This is a genomic window from Streptomyces sp. NPDC004266 (assembly GCF_042874095.1).
Classification (GTDB): Bacteria; Actinomycetota; Actinomycetes; order Streptomycetales; family Streptomycetaceae; genus Streptomyces.
This window is the reverse complement of record NZ_JBIAMM010000001.1, coordinates 153,887-173,359: the sequence shown is the minus strand read 5'-3', so window position 1 is coordinate 173,359 and position 19,473 is coordinate 153,887. Positions and strand designations below refer to the sequence as shown.

The 19,473-nt window shown below is 72.3% G+C and carries 14 protein-coding genes; all 14 read right to left on the bottom strand.

The annotated features are described in order from the left end of the window. Positions 1–23: 23 nt before the first annotated feature. On the bottom strand, positions 24–3,854 hold the full coding sequence (locus ACFYUZ_RS00695) for an Rne/Rng family ribonuclease (protein WP_389305045.1): 3,831 nt from the start codon (positions 3,852–3,854) through the stop codon (positions 24–26). Between the two features lie 234 nt (positions 3,855–4,088). Further along, positions 4,089–4,880, bottom strand: a complete 792-nt coding sequence (locus tag ACFYUZ_RS00690; RefSeq protein ID WP_389305043.1) for a TIGR03936 family radical SAM-associated protein — start codon at positions 4,878–4,880, stop codon at positions 4,089–4,091. A gap of 289 nt (positions 4,881–5,169) precedes the next feature. Next, complete coding sequence (locus ACFYUZ_RS00685) at positions 5,170–5,832, bottom strand: hypothetical protein (protein WP_389305041.1); 663 nt, start codon at positions 5,830–5,832, stop codon at positions 5,170–5,172. A gap of 61 nt (positions 5,833–5,893) precedes the next feature. Further along, positions 5,894–7,825, bottom strand: coding sequence for a TIGR03960 family B12-binding radical SAM protein (locus ACFYUZ_RS00680; RefSeq protein ID WP_389305040.1), 1,932 nt, complete (start codon positions 7,823–7,825; stop codon positions 5,894–5,896). 52 nt (positions 7,826–7,877) lie between these two features. Further along, entirely contained in the window at positions 7,878–9,392 is a 1,515-nt protein-coding gene (locus ACFYUZ_RS00675) for a CHAD domain-containing protein (protein WP_389305038.1), read from the bottom strand. A 29-nt stretch (positions 9,393–9,421) separates the two neighbouring features. Next, on the bottom strand, positions 9,422–10,621 hold the full coding sequence (rodA, locus tag ACFYUZ_RS00670) for a rod shape-determining protein RodA (RefSeq protein ID WP_389305036.1): 1,200 nt from the start codon (positions 10,619–10,621) through the stop codon (positions 9,422–9,424). 4 nt (positions 10,622–10,625) lie between these two features. Beyond that, positions 10,626–12,884 carry a penicillin-binding protein 2 gene (gene mrdA / locus ACFYUZ_RS00665; RefSeq protein ID WP_389305034.1) on the bottom strand — a complete coding sequence of 753 codons (2,259 nt, stop codon included), beginning with the start codon at positions 12,882–12,884 and terminating at the stop codon, positions 10,626–10,628. 19 nt (positions 12,885–12,903) lie between these two features. Beyond that, entirely contained in the window at positions 12,904–13,572 is a 669-nt protein-coding gene (gene mreD, locus ACFYUZ_RS00660; protein WP_389305032.1) for a rod shape-determining protein MreD, read from the bottom strand. Further along, positions 13,569–14,558 carry a rod shape-determining protein MreC gene (gene mreC / locus ACFYUZ_RS00655; protein ID WP_389305030.1) on the bottom strand — a complete coding sequence of 330 codons (990 nt, stop codon included), beginning with the start codon at positions 14,556–14,558 and terminating at the stop codon, positions 13,569–13,571. Before mreC ends, mreD begins: the two co-directional genes overlap by 4 nt. 62 nt (positions 14,559–14,620) lie before the next feature. Next, the gene (locus ACFYUZ_RS00650; protein WP_017239313.1) at positions 14,621–15,640 is read right to left on the bottom strand and encodes a rod shape-determining protein; all 1,020 of its coding nucleotides are present in this window, start codon (positions 15,638–15,640) and stop codon (positions 14,621–14,623) included. A gap of 223 nt (positions 15,641–15,863) precedes the next feature. Continuing rightward, positions 15,864–16,277 carry a nucleoside-diphosphate kinase gene (gene ndk / locus ACFYUZ_RS00645; RefSeq protein ID WP_093876112.1) on the bottom strand — a complete coding sequence of 138 codons (414 nt, stop codon included), beginning with the start codon at positions 16,275–16,277 and terminating at the stop codon, positions 15,864–15,866. A gap of 66 nt (positions 16,278–16,343) precedes the next feature. Continuing rightward, positions 16,344–16,700 (bottom strand): DUF4233 domain-containing protein, encoded by a 357-nt coding sequence (locus tag ACFYUZ_RS00640; protein WP_389305028.1) that lies wholly within the window; start codon positions 16,698–16,700, stop codon positions 16,344–16,346. 5 nt (positions 16,701–16,705) lie between these two features. Beyond that, positions 16,706–18,205 (bottom strand): bifunctional folylpolyglutamate synthase/dihydrofolate synthase, encoded by a 1,500-nt coding sequence (locus ACFYUZ_RS00635; RefSeq protein ID WP_389305027.1) that lies wholly within the window; start codon positions 18,203–18,205, stop codon positions 16,706–16,708. Between the two features lie 127 nt (positions 18,206–18,332). Continuing rightward, positions 18,333–19,472, bottom strand: a complete 1,140-nt coding sequence (locus ACFYUZ_RS00630; protein ID WP_389305026.1) for a sensor histidine kinase — start codon at positions 19,470–19,472, stop codon at positions 18,333–18,335. Between the last annotated feature and the right edge of the window lies 1 nt (position 19,473).

Sequence of the window (19,473 nt, the reverse complement as noted above, 5' to 3'; positions counted from 1 at the left end):
GAGGGGCGGCCCGCACCGGCCGGTCAGTCCTGGGCCGGGGCGGCGGTCTTCTCCGCCGCCTTCTTGGCCGTGGTCTTCTTGGCGGTGGTCTTCTTCGCCGCGGTCTTCTTGGTCGCCGCCGTCTTCTTGGTGGCGGCCTTCTTGGCCGTGGCCTTCTTCGCGGTCTTGCGCGCGGCCGTCTTCTTGGCCGGCGCGGCCTCCGCCTCGGCCGGAGCCTCGGCGGCCTCGGTGCCCTCGGCCTGAGCCGTGGGCACCACGACGACGGCCGCCTCCTCGGCACCCGCGGGCGAACCGGCGGGGGCGGTGGCCTTGCGGACCACCCGGCGGCGGGCACGCGGCGGGGCGGCCACGGGGGCCTCCTCGACGACGGGCTCGACGGCCTCGGCGACGGGCTCGGCCACCGGCTCCGGCGCCACGACGGGCTCCGGCTCCGGAGCGGGCTCGGCGACCGGCTCGGTGACGACCTCGGCGGCCGTGTCCGTGGTCGAGACGACCGGGGACGTCACCCGGCGGGTGGCACGGCGACGGCCGCGCGGGGCCGGGGCGGCGGTCTCCTCGACCACCGGCTCGGACTCCACGACCGGCTCGGGCTCTGCGACCGGGACGACGGGCTCGGCGGCGGGCGCCGGCTCGAAGTCCACGGCCTCGGTCTCCACGACCGGCGCCGGGGCGACCGGCGTCGAGACGACCGGGGCGGACACCCGGCGGGTGGCGCGACGGCGGCCACGACCGCGCGTGGCGGCAGCCTCCGCCTCGGCGGCGGAGCCGTACAGCTCCTCGTCCGCGGCGATCGGCACCGGCACGGCCACCGGGGCGGCCAGCTCCGCGGCGACCTCGGCCTCGGTCTCGACCTCGGCCTCCGCCGTCTCCACCGCCTCGGCGTGCTCGTGCTCGTGGACGTGCTCGGCGCCGCCGCGACCGCGCTTCTTCGAGCGCTTGCCGCCGCCACCGCCGCCGGCGGTGGCCGGCTGCTCCATGTGCACGATGACACCGCGGCCGTTGCAGTGGACGCAGGTCTCGGAGAAGGACTCCAGGAGGCCCTGGCCGACCCGCTTGCGGGTCATCTGGACCAGGCCGAGCGAGGTGACCTCGGCCACCTGGTGCTTGGTCCGGTCCCGGCCCAGGCACTCCAGGAGGCGGCGCAGCACCAGGTCGCGGTTGGACTCCAGGACCATGTCGATGAAGTCGATGACGACGATGCCGCCCAGGTCGCGCAGGCGGAGCTGGCGCACGATCTCCTCGGCCGCCTCCAGGTTGTTCCTGGTGACGGTCTCCTCGAGGTTGCCGCCCTGGCCGGTGAACTTGCCGGTGTTGACGTCGACGACGACCATCGCCTCGGTCTTGTCGATCACCAGCGAGCCGCCGCTCGGCAGCCAGACCTTGCGGTCGAGCGCCTTCATCAGCTGCTCGTCGATCCGGTACGTTGCGAAGACGTCGACCTCGCTGGTCCACTTGGACAGTCGGTCGGCCAGGTCGGGCGCGACGTGCGAGACGTACCCGTGGATGGTCTCCCACGCGTCGTCGCCGCTGACGATGACCTTCGAGAAGTCCTCGTTGAAGATGTCGCGGACGACCCGGACGGTCATGTCCGGCTCGCCGTAGAGCAGGCTCGGCGCGGACGTCGAGATCTGGTTGGCCTTCTTCTGGATGTCGGCCCACTGCGCCTGCAGGCGCTCGACGTCACGGCGCAGCTCGTCCTCGCTCGCGCCCTCGGCGGCGGTGCGCACGATGACGCCCGCGTCCTCGGGGACGATCTTCTTGAGGATGGTCTTCAGACGGGCGCGCTCGGTGTCCGGGAGCTTGCGGCTGATGCCGGTCATCGAGCCCTCGGGGACGTACACGAGGTAGCGGCCCGGGAGGGAGACCTGGCTGGTCAGACGCGCGCCCTTGTGGCCGATCGGGTCCTTCGTGACCTGCACGAGGACCGACTGGCCGGACTTGAGGGCGGACTCGATGCGGCGCGGCCCGTTGGCCATGCCGAGCGCCTCGAAGTTGACCTCGCCGGCGTACAGGACCGCGTTGCGGCCCTTGCCGATGTCGACGAAGGCGGCCTCCATGGACGGCAGCACGTTCTGGACCTTGCCCAGGTAGACGTTGCCGACGTAGGAGGTGGCCTGCTCCTTGTTGACGTAGTGCTCGACGAGCACGTTGTCTTCCAGGACGCCGATCTGGGTGCGCTCGCCGTTCTGGCGGACGACCATGACGCGCTCGACGGCCTCGCGGCGGGCGAGGAACTCGGCCTCGGTGATGATCGGGACGCGACGGCGGCCCTGCTCGCGGCCTTCGCGGCGGCGCTGCTTCTTGGCCTCCAGACGGGTCGAGCCCTTGATGGACTGGACCTCGTCGGACGGCTCGGCCTTCTCGCGGGCCGGGCGGGGCTCGCGGACCTTGACGACCGTGCGGACGCCGTCCTCTTCGCCCGCCTCGACGTCGACGGAGGCGTCCCCGCTGCGACGGCGGCGACGGCGACGGCGACGGGAGCTGCTGGAGCCGCCGGCGTAGGCCTCGGCCTCCTCCGACTCCTCCTCGGTCTCGTCGGTCTCCTCGGTCTCGTCCTCGGCGTGCGGCTCCTCGCCCTCCTCGGTCTCCTCGACCTCGGTGAGCTCGCCGCGACGACGGCGGCGGCCGCCACGGCGGCGACGGCGGGACGGGCGGTCCTCGTACTCGTCCGTCTCCTCGGCCTCTTCGGCCTCCTCGACCTCGTCGGCGGCGGCCTCGACCTCGGGCTCGTCGGCGACGGTGGCCGGGACGGGCTCGACGGCGACGGGCTCGCCACGGCGGCGACGGCGACGGCGGGAGCCGGTCTCGGCGCGCTCGGCGGTCTCGGTCTCGGCGGGCTCGACGGCCTCCACGGCCTCGGCCGTCTCGACGGTCTCGTCCTCCTCCGGCTCCTCGACCACGGCGGCGGCGGCCATGGCGGCGGTCTCCGGGGTCTGGAACATGGGCTCGGTGAAGACCGGGGCCTGGAAGACGGCGACGGCGGGGCGCGCGGCGCGGCGCGGCTCGCGGGCCGGGGCCGGCTCGGAGGTGAACTGCGGCGAGGTGGCGCGGCGGCGGCCGCGACCGCGGGTGGCGGCGGTCTCGGCGGCGGCGACCTCGGCCTCGTCGGCGGCGATCTGCTCGACGGTGGCCTGGGGCAGCGACTCGCCGGTGACGGCCGGCTCGGCGGCCGGGGCCGCGGTCGGCTCGGGCGAGGCGGCCTTGCGGGTGGCGCGGCGGCGGGTGCGGGCGGGGGCGGCCTCGGGGGCCTCCTCGACGGCCTCGGCCACGGCGGCCTCGGCGACCGGCTCGGCGGCCGGGGTCGCGACCACGGTCTCCTCGGCGGCGGCCGGGGAGGTCACCGGCGAGGTGGCCTTGCGGGTGGCGCGGCGGCGCGTACGGGCCGGCGGCGCGGCCTCCTCCACGGCCTCCACGGCCTCGGCGGCCGGAGCGGCGGCGGTCTCGGCGGCGGGCGCCACGGTCTCCTCGGCGGCGGCCGGGGAGGTCACCGGCGAGGTGGCCTTGCGGGTGGCACGGCGGCGCGGGCGGGCGGGGGCGGCCTCGGGGGCCTCCTCGGCGGCCTCGGCCGCGGGGGTCTCCACGACCGGCTCGGCGACCGGCTCGGGCGCGGTCTCCGCGGCGGGCGCGGTGGCCTTGCGGGTGGCCCGGCGGCGGGTGCGCGGCGCGGGGGCGGCCTCGGCCTCGGCGGGGGCGGCCTCCACGGCGGCCGGGGCCTCGGCGGTCGCCGTGGTCTCGGCCGCGTCGGCGGTGGCGCCCGTCACCGGCGGACCGGCGGGGCGGGAAGCGGCGCGGCGCCTGCGGCGCGGCGGCAGCTTGTCACCGGGGGCGTTGGTGTCTTCGTTGGACTCGAGCATGCGGGGTTCTCCCGTCACGCTCCCGGGCGTCGCGCCTGGTTCCGGTCCGGCGGCACGATCGCGCCTGTGGCGCGGTGCCGCCGTCCGGGGCGCGGGCGCCGCACGGGAGCTTATGTGTCTGGCTCGCCGGTTCCGTACGCCCTGTGCGGACGGCCTGGCGAAAGTCTCCTGGTCAGTGCGCTGCCCGACCCAGGTGGCTCCCGAGTGCCAGGGCGGCGCTACGACGACCGCTCCCTACGCGGTACCGGCACCCGGCGCCGTCGCCGGGGCGGTCGCGGCGGCCGTGGGTGAAGCGGCCGTGACTGCCTCGCGGTCGGGCGCGAGCGGGTCGGTCACCGTGCCGGACTCCTCGTCGAAGAGCCCCTGCGCCAGCCTGGTCACCGCAGCGGGGACCGGCGGCGCCAGGTCGGCCACAGCTCGGAGACCGGACAGGACGTCGTCGGGTCGTACGGCAGGTGTCACGTGCCGAACAACCAGGCGCAGTATCGCACAGGCGCTGTCCAGCGGCCTATCACCCTGGGGATCGCCCTGGTGACGGACCGCCGTCAGCTCGGTGACGGCGGAACGGGCGTCGAAGGTGCGGACTCCGTTCTTGGTCTTGCGCTGTACTTCCACGGTCTCGGCGGCGAGAAACGCCTCGACGGCCTTCTCGGCGTCCTCGACGGCGACGCCCTCCAGGCGCAGCTCCCACACGGAGGCGGTGAGCCGGTCGGCGAGACCCGAGGTCCGGGCCTCGACGGCGTCGGTGATGTCGAGGCCGGCCGGGAGGGACTCGTCGAGCAGGGCCCGCAGGGTCTCCGGGTCGCGCGTCTGGGTGAGCGCGATCTCCAGGTACTCGGCCTCGGAGCCCGTTCCGGTCGGGGCGGCGTTGGCGTACGACACCTTGGGGTGCGGGGTGAAGCCCGCCGAGTACGCCATGGGCACCTCGGCACGGCGCAGCGCACGCTCGAAGGCGCGCTGGAAGTCACGGTGGCTGGTGAACCGGAGGCGGCCGCGCTTGGTGTAGCGCAGTCGGATGCGCTGCACCGCCGGTGCGGGCGGCGGGCCTTCGGGCTGTCGCTTGCCCAGTGGTTCTTCTCCTCGGTGCGGGGCGGGCGCGGGTGGCGCTCCGCCCGGAAGCTCGGGGGACGCCCCCTGGGGGCCCGCCCGGATCACCCCCGCGTCCTGCGGGGAGATCTCGGGGCGGGCGCCGCGCCGGGGACGTTCGTCGTACTGCCCAGAGTACGCGCCCGAGCCACCTCCGGTTCCCCTGACCAGAGCCCGTCTTCCGGATCAGGCCCGCGAGCCCGGCGTGATCCGGAAGGCGGGCCCGCTGTCAGCGGGGCCCGCCGAAGAGGGCGAGGCGCACCTCGCGGGCGGCGGCGCGGACGGCCCGGCCGACGGAGGCGAGGGGCGCCCACACCCAGGTGCGCAGCCAGTGGCCGACGGGCGTGAGGACCACCCGGTACGTCCAGGCGAGGGGGCGGCCGATCGCGTTCCACAGCACCCAGCCGAGGGCGCGCCCGAGGGCCCGGGAGATCCGGCCCCCGATCCGCCAGGCCCAGGCGACGGCGGCGCCGACCGCCCGGCCGACGGGGGCGAGGACGTACCGCCAGAGCCAGGTCAGCGGGGTGACGAGGAGCAGGTCGATCACCCACCAGACGGCTTTGGCGACGGGGAGGAGGACCCAGCGCCCGAGCCACTTCAGGGGCGTGACGACCAGCAGGTCGACCACCCACCAGAGGGCCCGGCCGACCGGCGCGAGGACCCACTCCCACAGGAACCGGAGCGGGATGACGACGAGGTGGTGGATCAGCCAGACGAGGGCCCGTCCGAGCGGGGCGAGGACCCAGCGCCACAGCTGCCCGAGGCAGTAGGCGAGGGCGTCCCAGACCAGCCGGACGGGCAGGACGATCACCAGGGCGATGGCGCGCGCCACCCCCGTGAGACAGCCCGAGGGCTCGTTCGGGGGCTGCGACCTGGTGTTCTCCGTGTTCATGCCGGAAATGACGCGACGGCCCGGCGAAGGGTTTCCCCTTCGCCGGGCCGTCACCCAAGCGTTACTGATTCACGACCGTCAACGGCAGCAGCTTCTTGCCGGTCGGGCCGATCTGGATGTGCGTGTCCATCTGCGGGCAGACGCCGCAGTCGAAGCACGGGGTCCAGCGGCAGTCCTCGACCTCGGTCTCGTCGAGGGCGTCCTGCCAGTCCTCCCAGAGCCAGTCCTTGTCGAGGCCCGAGTCCAGGTGGTCCCAGGGCAGGACCTCCTCGTAGGTGCGCTCGCGGGTGGTGTACCAGGCGACGTCCACGCCGAAGTCGGGGAGCGTCTTCTCGGCGCAGGCCATCCAGCGGTCGTACGAGAAGTGCTCGCGCCAGCCGTCGAAGCGGCCGCCGTCCTCGTACACCGCGCGGATGACCGCGCCGATGCGGCGGTCGCCGCGGGAGAGCAGGCCCTCGACGATGCCGGGCTTGCCGTCGTGGTAGCGGAAGCCGATCGAGCGGCCGTACTTCTTGTCGCCGCGGATCTTGTCGCGGAGCTTGCGCAGGCGCTCGTCCGTCTCCTCGGCCGACAGCTGCGGGGCCCACTGGAAGGGGGTGTGCGGCTTGGGGACGAAACCGCCGATGGAGACGGTGCAGCGGATGTCGTTCTGGCCGGAGACCTTGCGGCCCTCGGCGATCACGTTCATCGCCATGTCGGCGATCTGCAGGACGTCCTCGTCGGTCTCCGTCGGCAGGCCGCACATGAAGTACAGCTTCACCTGGCGCCAGCCGTTGCCGTAGGCCGTCGAGACGGTACGGATGAGGTCCTCTTCCGAGACCATCTTGTTGATGACCTTGCGCATGCGCTCGGAACCGCCCTCGGGGGCGAAGGTGAGGCCGGAGCGGCGGCCGTTCCTCGTGAGCTCGTTCGCCAGGTCGACGTTGAACGCGTCGACGCGGGTCGAGGGGAGGGACAGACCGACCTTGTCCTCCTCGTACCGGTCCGCCAGGCCCTTGGCGATGTCGGCGATCTCGGAGTGGTCCGCGGAGGAGAGGGAGAGGAGGCCGACCTCCTCGAAGCCCGTCGCCTTGAGGCCCTTCTCGACCATCTCGCCGATGCCGGTGATGCTTCGCTCCCGCACGGGGCGCGTGATCATGCCGGCCTGGCAGAAGCGGCAGCCGCGGGTGCAGCCGCGGAAGATCTCGACGGACATGCGCTCGTGGACGGTCTCCGCGAGCGGGACGAGCGGCTGCTTGGGGTAGGGCCACTCGTCGAGGTCCATGACGGTGTGCTTGGACACGCGCCACGGCACACCGGACTTGTTCGGGACGACGCGGCCGATGCGCCCGTCCGGCAGGTACTCGACGTCGTAGAACGCCGGGATGTACACCGAGCCGGTCTTGGCGAGGCGGAAGAGGACCTCCTCGCGGCCGCCCGGCCTGCCCTCCGCCTTCCACTGCCGGATGATCTCGGTCATGTCGAGGACGGCCTGCTCGCCGTCGCCGATGATCGCCGCGTCGATGAAGTCCGCGATCGGCTCGGGGTTGAAGGCCGCGTGGCCGCCGGCGAGCACGATCGGGTGGTCGACCGTCCGGTCCTTCGACTCCAGCGGGATGCCCGCCAGGTCGAGGGCCGTGAGCATGTTGGTGTAGCCGAGCTCGGTGGAGAAGCTCAGGCCGAAGACGTCGAACGCGCCGACGGGGCGGTGGCTGTCCACGGTGAACTGCGGCACGTCGTGCTCGCGCATCAGCTCCTCGAGGTCCGGCCACACGCTGTACGTGCGCTCGGCGAGGACGCCCTCGCGCTCGTTGAGCACCTCGTAGAGGATCATGACGCCCTGGTTGGGCAGGCCGACCTCGTACGCGTCCGGGTACATCAGCGCCCAGCGGACGTCGGCGGACTCCCACGGCTTGACCGTGGAGTTCAGCTCTCCACCGACGTACTGAATCGGCTTCTGCACGTGCGGGAGCAGAGCTTCGAGCTGCGGGAAGACAGACTCGGCAGCAGACATCTCGAACCTTCGTGAGCTGGCAGGGGGGCGACTCTCAAGCGTACCCCGGTGCTCAGCGGGTCAGAGCCGCCGTGAGCTTCGGGGCCGAGGCGCGGGCCCAGACCCCGGGCAGTTCCCGCTCGGCCGCGGCGGCCGCCGCCTCCTCCCGGCCGTAGAGAAGTCCCCAGGTGAAGGCCGATTCGCCGACGCCGTGGGCCATGATCCCGAACTCCCGGAGGGCGACGCGGGCGACGACGGCGTCCTGGTGCTCGCCGAGGAGGGACTGGACGGCCTTGACGCGTTTCGAGAGCCGCTTGGCGGGTTTGCCGAGGGTGGGGCGGGCCGCGTCGGCGGCGTAGCGGGCGCGTTTGGCGGCCTTGCGGGCCTCGTGGAGGGCGAGGTCCCGCTCGTGGCCGGGGGCGAGGGAGAGGGCGTGCTCGATCCGGCGGCCGAGGCGGTCGTGGTCCTTGCGCACGGCGCGGGCGAGGACCGGGCGGGCGTCGCGGCGGGCGGCCTTGCGCAGCGGCGGGTCGGCGAGGAGCGCGTCGAGGGTGTCGAGGAGGGTGAGGTAGCGGGCGGAGTCGAGGGCGGCGAGGGCCTGGTGCCGGGCGTTCCTGGCGAGGGCGGCGTCCCGGCGGCGCAGCCGGGCCTCGACGGGGCCGAGGGTGAGGGTGGGGGGCAGGTCGGCGATGCGGGCGCGCAGCCGTGCGTCGAGGACCTCCTGGTCGCGGGCGACGCCGAGCTCTCCGGCGAGCCATTTCAGCTCGTCGCCGACGGGGTCGGTGACGTGCCGGTCGAGGACCTTGCGGTAGGTCTTGAGGGCGCTGCGCATCCGGCGGCAGGCGACCCTCAGCCGGTGGACGGAGTCGGGCAGGTCGCGGCGGACGGCGGGGTCGAGCGCGACGATCGCGTCGGCCTGCTCGCGTACGTAGGCGAGGACGGCGGCGCCCGCGGTGCCGGGTTTCTCCGGGGCGGGGACCGTCTGGGGCTCCGAGCCGGTCTCCGCGAGGGCCCGGGCGAGCTTGGACGGGGACGCGGAGGGGCGGATGCCGGCCTTGCGGAGGCGTTTCTCGACGGCGTCGAGGAGGGCGGGGCCGATGCCGTCCGCGAGTTCGACCTCGATCTCGGTCCAGGTGGCCGTCTCGCCCTCGGGCAGGCGTTCGGCGTGGACGGTGTCGACGGAGAGTTCGGCGAGGAGGGCGCCGTCGGCGTCGAGGAGGTGGCGGACGTCACGGGCCGAGCGGAGGCGGACGGCCGGGACGACCTCGGCGTCGCGGACGCGGGAGCGCAGGAGCCCCGCGAGCTCGTCCGGCAGGCCGTCGCTCAGCGGGGCCCTGATCTCGTCGCGGACCCCGGCGGCGACGGGGAACTTCACGTGCCAGCCGGCGTCGCTGCCGCCGGTGCGGCGGCGGAGGGTGACCCCGTCGGCCGCCAGCCGGAGGTCCGGGGTGTCGTAGTAGACGGCGTCGAGTTCCATGACGCCCCGGTCCACGACCTCGGAGACTCCGGGGACGCGGGTGAGGTCGGGTGGCGGAGTCTCCCCGGTGGCTTCGTACTTCCGCTCGATCTCGCGCTTCGTCTCGGCCATACCCCGAATCTAACCGCCTCCCGCCACCCTCATGCGGTCATCGGGCGTTGTACCCGGATCGACTGGAGCAGTCCGATGGCCACCCACACGGCGAACATCGACGAGCCGCCGTAGGAGACGAACGGCAGCGGGAGGCCGGCGACCGGCATGATGCCGAGCGTCATGCCGATGTTCTCGAAGGACTGGAAGGCGAACCAGGCGATGATGCCGGCCGCGACGATCGTCCCGTAGAGCTCGGTGGTCTCGCGGGCGATCCGGCAGGAGCGCCAGAGGATGACGCCGAGCAGGACGAGGATCAGGCCGGCGCCGACGAAGCCGAGTTCCTCGCCGGCCACCGTGAAGACGAAGTCGGTCTGCTGTTCGGGGACGAACTGGCCGGTGGTCTGCGAGCCCTTGAAGAGGCCCGCGCCGAGGAGGCCGCCGGAACCGATGGCGATGCGGGCCTGGTTGGTGTTGTAGCCGACGCCGGCGGGGTCGAGGTCGGGGTTGGCGAAGGCCGCGAAGCGGTTGATCTGGTACTCGTCGAGCATGCCGAGGGCGGTGACGAGGACCGCGCCGACGACGCCGGCGCCGATGAGGCCGAGGACCCAGCGGTTGGAGGCGCCGGAGGCGAGCAGCACGCCGAGCACGATGACCGCCATGACCATGACCGAGCCGAGGTCGGGCATCAGCATGACGATGCCCATGGGGAGGGCGGCCAGGGCGAGGGCCTTGGCGACGGTGCGGTGGTCGGGGTGGAGCTGGTCCCCGGCGTCGACCTTGGCGGCGAGGAGCACCGCCATGACCAGGATGATCGTGATCTTCACGAACTCGCTGGGCTGGAGGGAGAAGCCGCCGCCGATGACGATCCACGCGTGGGCGCCGTTGATGGTGGCGCCGAGCGGGGTGAGGACGGCGAGGATCAGCAGGATCGAGAGGCCGTAGAGCATCGGCACCGCGCCGCGCAGGGTGCGGTGGCCGAGCCAGATCGTGCCGATCATCAGGGCGAGGCCGATGCCGGTGTTGAGCACGTGCCGGAAGAGGAAGTAGTACGGGTCGCCCTGGTTGAGCTCGGTGCGGCCGCGGGTGGCGGACCAGACGAGCAGCGAGCCGATGCCGGAGAGGGCGAGAGCCGAGAGCAGTATGGGCCAGTCGAGCCGGCGGAGCACCGAGTCGCGGGCGGCCAGCTTGGCCAGGGTGCCGCGCTCGGGTGCGTACCGGGAGACGGAGAAGCCGTGGGGTGCCGTCATCTGTTCAGAGCCTCCCGCGGGCGGCGGGCGGGCCCGCCAGCTGCTGGTCGTCGTCCGGCTTCCGGGTGGGGGGCGCCGTGGGGTCGGCCGGCGGGGTCGGCGGCTGGGCGCCGTCGACCTGCTGCTTCGTCTCGTCGACCTTCTGCGCCTCCGGGTCGTACGGCTTGATCTTCGGCGCGTCGATGGAGCCGTCGGCCTCGATCCTCGGCAGGTCCTTCTGCGGCTGCGGCAGCAGGGCCCGCCGGAGGTCCTGGTTGCCGGCGTCGTCGAGTCCGTAGAGCGCGTCGTAGATGTTGCGCACGGCGGGGCCGGAGGCGCCGGAGCCGGTACCACCCTGGGAGATCGTCATGACGATCGCGTAGTCCTTGGTGTACGTGGCGAACCAGGAGGTCGTCTGCTTGCCGTAGACCTCGGCGGTACCCGTCTTGGCGTGCATCGGGATCTTGTCCTGCGGCCAGCCGACCTGGGCGAAACGCCAGGCGGCGGTACCGCGGGTGGCGACTCCCGCGAGGGCTTCGTCTATCAAGTTGCGGGTGTCGGCGTCGAAGGGGAGCCTGCCGTGCGACTTGGGCGCGATCTCCTTCACCTTCTTGCCGTCGGGGCTGATGACGGCCTTGCCGACGGTGGGGTTCCACAGGGTGCCGCCGTTGGAGATGGCGGCGTAGATGGTGGCCATCTGGATGGGGGTGACGAGGGTGTCGCCCTGTCCGATGGAGTAGTTGACGGAGTCACCGGCGCGCATCAGGTTGCCTTCGAGGCAGTTCTCGTACGAGAGCTGCTGGACGTACGTGCCGCCCTTCTTGCCGTACTTGCACCACCAGTCCTTGTTGGCCTCCCAGAACTTCTGCTTCCACTGGCGGTCGGGGACGCGGCCGGTGACCTCGTTGGGGAGGTCGATGCCGGTCTCGGCGCCGAGGCCGAACTGGTGGGCGGTCTTGTAGAACCAGTCGCCCGGGTTCTTCTTCGGCTTCATCCCGCCGTCCTTGATCCACTGCTGGTGGGCGAGGGCGTAGAAGACGGTGTCGCAGGAGACTTCGAGGGCGCGGCCGAGGCTGATGGGGCCGTGGTTCTGCGATTCGAAGTTCTTGAAGACCTGGCTGCCGATGGAGTACGAGCTGGTGCACGGGTAGCGGCCGTCGAAGTCGTAGCCCGCGTTGACGGCGGCGGCGGTCGAGACGACCTTGAAGATGGAGCCGGGGGCGGCCTGGCCCTGGATGGCCCGGTTCAGCAGCGGGAAGTTGGAGTCCTTGCCGGTGAGGGCGGCGTAGTCCTTGGCGGAGATGCCGCCGACCCAGGCGTTGGGGTCGTAGTCGGGCTGCGAGGCCATGGCGACGATGCGGCCGGTCTTGGCCTCCATGACGACGACGGCGCCGGCGTCGGCCTTGTAGTTCTCGTTGGTGTTCCTGTCGTGGGTCTTGCGGGCCTCGACCATCGCGTTGTGCAGCTCCCATTCGGCGACCGCCTGGACGCGGGCGTCGATGGAGGTGACGACGTTGGAGCCGGGCACGGGGGGGTCGTTCTTGGCCTGGCCGATGACGCGGCCGAGGTTGTCGACCTCGTAGCGGGTGACGCCGGCCTTGCCGCGCAGCTCCTTGTCGTACGTGCGTTCCAGGCCGGAGCGGCCCACCATGTCGGAGCGCAGGTACGGCGAGTCGGTGTCCTTGGCCTTCTCGATCTCCTCGTCGGTGACGGGCGAGAGGTAGCCGAGGACCTGGGAGGTGCGGGACTTGCCGGGGGCCGGGTAGCGGCGGACGGCGGTGGGTTCGGCGGTGATGCCGGGGAAGTCCTCGGCGCGCTCGCGGATCTGGAGGGCCTGCTGGGTGGTGGCCTCGTCGGTGACGGGGATCGGCTGGTAGGGCGAACCGTTCCAGCAGGGCTTGGGCGTCTTGGAGTCGCAGAGCCGGATCTTGTTGATGACGTCCTGCGGCTTCATGTCGAGGACGTCGGCGAGCCGGGAGAGGACGGCCTTGCCGTCGTCCTTCATCTTCATCAGGTCGGTGCGGGACGCGGAGACCACGAGCCGGGTCTCGTTGTCGGCGAGCGGGACGCCCCGGGCGTCGAGGAGCGAGCCGCGGACGGCGGGCTGGACGACCTGCTGGACGTGGTTGTTCTTCGCCTCGTCCGTGTACTCCTTGCCGTTGCGGATCTGGAGGTACCAGAGCCGGCCCCCCAGGGTGAGGAGCAGGGAGAAGACGAGGATCTGGATGACGACGAGCCGGATCTGGACCCGGGGGGTCCGCCCGGTCTCGGGGATGTTGCTCATGCTGCCGTTGCCCCCTCGGTCACAGTCGCTTGACTCCCTTGATGCGTCCGGCGCGTGAGGCGCGGCTCCGTGCGGCCTTCACCCGCAGGCCGCCGCGCTGGGTGCCGATCCTCAGGCCGGTGCCGGAGGAGAGCCAGCCGGAGGCGACGTCGGCGCCGTTGCCGCCGCCGGTGTCGGCGAGCGGGTCGTTCTCGGCGCGGCGGGCGAGGGCCATGATGAGCGGCACCGTGAAGGGCGCCAGGAGCAGGTCGTACACGGCCGCGGTGAACAGCAGGAACCCGAGGCCGACATGGCGGGCGGCGGTGTCGCCGACGAGGGCGCCCACGCCCGCGTAGAGGAGCGTGGAGCCGACGGCCGCGGCGACGACGACGGCCATGGGGCCGGTCGCCGAGGTGAGCCGGCCGTTGTCCGGCTTCGCGAGGCCGACGAGGTAGCCGATGACGCAGAGCACGAGGGCGTAGCGGCCGGCGGCGTGGTCGGCGGGCGGGGCGAGGTCGGAGAGGAGACCGGCGGTGAAGCCGATGAGGGAGCCGCTGACGGGTCCGTACACCAGCGCCAGGCCGACGACGGTGAGGAGGACGAGGTCGGGGACGGCGCCGGGGAGCTGGAGGCGGGCGAGGACGGAGACCTGGACGACCAGGGCCACCACGATCAGGGCGGCGGAGAGGAGGATGCGGTTGAGCTTCACGGTGTCGCGTCCCCCTGGTCCTGCTGCGCCTGCTGGTTCTGACCGTCGTTCGGCTTCTGCCGGTCCGTCCGCTGTCCGTCCGGTGGCGGTGGTGTGACCGTGACGGTGACGGTCGGGGCGGGCTTGGGCTTCTGCGGGAGCACCGTGTCGCGCGGGTCGGAGTGCGGGGCCTGGACGACGACGCCGACGATGTCGAGCTTGGTGAAGCCGACGTACGGGCGGACGTAGACGTTGCGGGTCAGGCCGCCGCCCGACGGGTCGACGCGGACGACCTCGCCGACCGGGACGCCGGGCACGAAGGGCTTGTCGGCGCGCGAGCCGAAGGTGACGAGCCGGTCGCCGGGCCTGACCTTGGCCTTGCCGTTGAGGAGCTGGACCAGGAGCGGACTGTCGCCCTGGCCGGTGGCGAAGCCGAGTTCGTCGCTCTTCTCCATGCGGGTGCCGACGGTGAAGTCGGGGTCGTTGGCGAGGAGCACCGTGGAGGTGGAGGGTCCGACGGTGGTGACGCGGCCGACGAGCCCGGAGCCGTTGAGCACGGTCATGTCGCGCTCGATGCCGTCGCGGGCGCCGATGTCGATGGTGACGGTCCAGGAGAAGCCCTGGGCCGCTCCTATGGCGATGACCTGGGCGCCCTTGATGCCGTACTGCCCGGCGCCGGCGGTCTTGAGCATGGCGTCGAGTTCGCGCAGCCGGTTGCGGTTGCGGTCGTCGCTGCCGAGCTTCGCCTTGAGTTCGGCGTTCTCCTTCTCCAGGGCGGCGATCCGGGTGTGCCGCTCCCCGGAGTCCCGTACCGCGCCTATGGCGTTCCCGACGGGATCGACGGCGGCCGCCACACCGTTCTCGACCGGCCCGAAGACCGCCGCTGCGGCCTGTCGGGCACCGTCGACGGGTGACTCCTGACCGCCGCGGATGTCCACCGTGATCAGTGCGAACGCGATGGCGATCAGCAGCACCAGGAGCAGCCGGCTCTCTCGTGTGTCCCTCACGTGCGGCGGCCGTGCCTTTCCTCGTGGTTCGGTTGTCGGGCTGTTCGGTCGAACTGTCGTCGCTAGCGGCGCGGCTGGGCGTCCAGGACCTGCTGGAGGGCCTCGAACTCCTCCACGCACTTGCCGGAGCCGAGCGCCACCGAGTCCAGCGGGTCCTCGGCGATGTGGATCGGCATGCCGGTCTCGCGCCGGAGGCGCTCGTCGAGGCCGCGGAGCAGGGCGCCGCCACCCGTGAGAACGATGCCGCGGTCCATGACGTCACCGGAGAGCTCCGGCGGGCACTTGTCGAGGGTGGTCTTCACGGCGTCGACGATCGCGTTGACCGGCTCCTCGATGGCCTTGCGGACCTCGGCCGCGGAGATGACCACGGTCTTCGGCAGGCCGGAGACGAGGTCGCGGCCCCGGATCTCGGTGTGCTCGTCCTTGTCGAGGTCGTACGCGGAACCGATGGTGATCTTGATCTGCTCGGCGGTGCGCTCACCGAGGAGGAGGGAGTACTCCTTCTTGATGTGCTGGATGATCGCGTTGTCCAGCTCGTCGCCGGCGACCCGGATGGACTGTGCCGTGACGATTCCGCCGAGGGAGATGACGGCGACCTCGGTGGTGCCGCCGCCGATGTCGACGACCATGTTGCCGGTGGCCTCGTGGACGGGGAGACCCGAGCCGATGGCCGCCGCCATGGGCTCCTCGATGATGTGCACCTGGCGGGCGCCGGCCTGGGTCGACGCCTCGATGACGGCGCGGCGCTCCACTCCGGTGATGCCGGAGGGCACGCAGACGACGACGCGGGGGCGGGCCAGGTAGCGGCGCTTGTGGATCTTGAGGATGAAGTAGCGGAGCATCCGCTCGGTGATCTCGAAGTCGGCGATCACGCCGTCCTTGAGAGGGCGCACGGCGACGATGTTGCCGGGGGTCCGGCCGATCATCTTCTTCGCCTCGGCGCCGACCGCGAGGATGCCCCCGGTGTTGGTGTTGATGGCGACGACTGACGGCTCGTTCAGAACGATGCCTCGACCCCTGACGTACACCAGCGTGTTGGCGGTCCCGAGGTCGACAGCCATGTCACGGCCGATGAACGACATGAAGTTCCCCTTGATTTCCCATGGCTGAGAGTGGTGCGGCGTGGAGTTTTCCATCGTAGTGCCGCCCGCGCGAATGGCGCGCGTTGGTCCACCTCAGTACTGGTGACGGCAGGACGCGGCGATCCGTTCCCGGGATTGACGTTCATATGCCTGGGGGCGACCGAATTCCTTCGGTCGCCCCACAGGGTTGTGCCGATCGACTGACACCGGGTCAGCGAACGGCTCAGACGAGCCCCGGGAAGAAGATCTTCAGCTCGCGGGCCGCGGACTCCTCCGAGTCCGAGGCGTGGATCAGGTTCTCCCGGACGATGGTGCCGAAATCGCCACGGATCGAGCCCGGCGCGGCGGCGATCGGGTCGGTCGGGCCGGCGAGCGTGCGCAGGCCCTCGATGACCCGCTCGCCCTCGACGACGAGCGCGACGACCGGACCGGACTGCATGAACCCCATCAGCGGCTCGTAGAAGGGCTTGCCCTTGTGCTCGCCGTAGTGCTGCTCCAGCGTGTCCTGGTCCAGCTCGCGCAGCTCCAGAGCGGTGATGGCCCATCCGGCCTTGCGCTCGATGCGGCCGATGATCTCGCCGATCAGGCCACGGCGGACGGCGTCGGGCTTGAGCAGGACGAGCGATCGCTGGCTCACGGGGGAACTCCTTCGGAAAAGCGGTGTGCGGGACCTCCGAGGCTACAGGGCCCGCCCGTCCCGCGATTACGCAGCGTCAGGCCCTGCCGAGGCATGTGCCGCGGCCCAGTCGGCCTTGACCTTGTCGATCCGCCGCCCGTAGTGCACCGAGGCCCACCACAGACCGGCGAAGACGGCCCCGAGGAAGAACATGGTGGGGACGACGAAGCCGCTGAGGATCAGCCCGACCTGCAGGGCCCAGCCGAGCTGCACCCCGCCCGGCCGGGTGATCATCCCGCACAGCAGCACCGAGACGGCCATGGCCACGCCGCAGACCCACCAGACGGTGGACGTCGTGAGGCCGTCGTCCTTCATGGCGACGAGCCCGGCGAAGCCGATCACGAAGAACTCGCCGATGAGGGTCGAGGAACAGAGCACACGCATCGGGTTCAGCCCCTTCGCAGCAGCAGCCGGGCGTCGCCGACCGTGAAGATCGAACCGGTCACGAGGACGCCCGCGCCGCCGTACTCGGCCTCTTCCTCCGCGAGGGTGATGGCCGCCTCGATGGCGTCGGGCAGCCGCGGCTCGACGACGACCCGCTCCTCGCCGAAGACCTCGACCGCGATCGCGGCGAGCGCGTCCACGTCGGTGGCCCGCGGGTTGGAGTTCGCGGTGATCACGACCTCCGCGAAGATCGGCTCGAAGGCCTCCAGGAGCCCCTTGGCGTCCTTGTCGCCGCTCGTGGAGACCACGCCGATGAGCCGGGAGAAGCCGAAGGCCTCGCTGATGCCCTCCGCCGTCGCCCGCGCGCCGTGCGGATTGTGCGCGGCGTCCAGGATGACGGTCGGCGAGGAGCGGACGATCTCCAGACGGCCCGGCGAGGCCACCTGGGCGAAGGCCCGGCGGACGGTGTCCACGTCCAGGGTCCTGGCGTGCTCGGCGCCGATGCCGAAGAAGGCCTCGACGGCCGCGAGCGCCACCGCCGCGTTGTGCGCCTGGTAGGCGCCGTGCAGCGGCAGGAAGATCTCGTCGTACTCGCCGCCCAGGCCCCGCAGGGTGAGGAGCTGGCCGCCGACCGCGACCTCGCGGGAGGCGACGCCGAACTCCATGCCCTCGCGGGCCACGGTCGCGTCCGCCTCGACGGCCTTCTTCAGCAGGACCTGGGCCGCGTCGACCGGCTGCTGGGCCAGGATGACGGTCGCGCCCTGCTTGATGATCCCGGACTTCTCGGTCGCGATCTCGGCGGTCGTCCCGCCGAGCCGGTCGGTGTGGTCGAGGTCGATGGGGGTGACGACGGCGACGGAGGCGTCGATGACGTTCGTCGCGTCCCAGGTGCCGCCCATGCCGACCTCGACGACCGCCACGTCGACCGGGGCGTCCGCGAAGGCGGCGTACGCCATGCCGGTGAGGACCTCGAAGAAGGAGAGCCGGTACTCCTCGCGGGCGTCGACCAGCTCCACGTACGGCTTGACGTCCTGGTACGTCTCGATGAACCGCTCGGCGGAGATCGGGGCGCCGTCCAGGCTGATCCGCTCGGTGATGGTCTGCACGTGCGGCGAGGTGTAGCGCCCGGTGCGCAGCTCGAAGGCGCCGAGCAGGGCCTCGATCATGCGGGCCGTCGACGTCTTGCCGTTGGTGCCGGTGATGTGGATCGAGGGGTACGCGCGCTGCGGCTCGCCGAGGACGTCCATCAGGGCCGCGATCCGCTTGACGGAGGGCTCCAGCTTGGTCTCGCCCCAGCGGGTGGACAGCTCGGTCTCGACCTCGCGCAGCGCCTTGTCCAGCTCGGGGTCCTCCGGGCGGCTGGGCACGGGGTCGCCCTGGGGCGGTCCACCCTGCGTGCGCAGGGTGCGGCTGCCGGCCTCGATCACCGCCAGGTCGGGGTCGCGGTCTGTCTCGGTGTCGACGATGTCGTCGAACTGGTCATTCGGGTCGCTCGGCTCGCTCACGGGCCCAGTCTACGGAGCGGTGCCGACAGGACCGTGGACCCACCCCTTTCGGGACTTTCGACCCCGGGCGGCCGGGGAGCCGCCGGGGCGGCGGGCCATCGGGGCGGCGGGCCATCGGGGCGGCGGGCTATCGGGGCAGCCCCGTCGGCAGCAGCGCCGTCACCACGTAGGCGCCGTCCTCCCGGCGGGCCCGCAGCGTGCCGCCCATGCTGGCGACCCGCTCCTCCATCGAGAACAGGCCGGTGCCGGTGGAGACGGGCGCCGGGTCCGGCGGGGTCTTCGGCAGCGGGTTGCGCACCTCGATCCGCAGATCGGGTCCCTCGACCGTGATCACGACCGCCACCGGGAGCCCCGGCGCGTGCTTGGCGGCGTTCGTCAGGCACTCCCGGACGACGCGGTGGACGGCGGCCTGCCGGAGCGGGGACAGCGCCTTGGCCTCCCCGGCGACCGCGAGGTCGACGGGGCTGCCCATGCGCTCGCTCTCCCCGGCGAGTTCGGGGAGTCCTTCGAGACCGGGCGTCGCGGCGTCCCGGCCGGCGCGGCGCACGATCGTCTCGTTGAGCATGAGGTGGGCGCGCCGGGCGGTGTCCGCGAGCTCCTCGAAGTCCTTCTGGTGGACCTCTCCCCTGGCCCGTACGGCGAGGACCTCGGCCCGCACCGCGAGGACGGTGAGCTCGCGGCCGACCAGGTCGTGGACGTCCCGGCCGACGGAGATCCGCTCCTCCTGCACGGCCTGACGGGCGGCTGCCTCGCGGCGCTGGACCTCCAGGGCGCGGACGAGGTCCTGCCGGTAGGCGGCGATGCCGACGCCGGCCGCGAGGACGCCGATCGGGACGACCAGGCTGAGGAAGTCGCTGACGGTCGCGCCGTGCTCGGCGGGCCAGCCGGGCGTCAGGAAGTAGCCGTACGCCACGGCGACGTACGACAGGGTCGCGAGGACGGCGGCACGCCGTCCCCGGTAGCGGCCGATCGAGTACAGCGCGAACTGGATCATGGTCAGTTCGTGCAGCCAGCCCATCAGGCCGAGCGCCACGGCGTACGGGAGCCACGGCAGCCGCCTCCGGAGCACCAGCGTGGCCGCCCCGCCCGCGAGGACGAGGGTCGCGGTGATGCCGGTGAGGGAGTTGTCGGCGCGGGCGAGCCCCGGCACGTCCAGGACCATCAGGCCGAAGGCGAAGAGCGCGGCGACGACGTCGAGGGCGCGGGGCGAGGCGGCCCACCGCTCCACGCGGCAGCGGAGCGCGGGGAGGGTGGGGAGGCGGAGCATG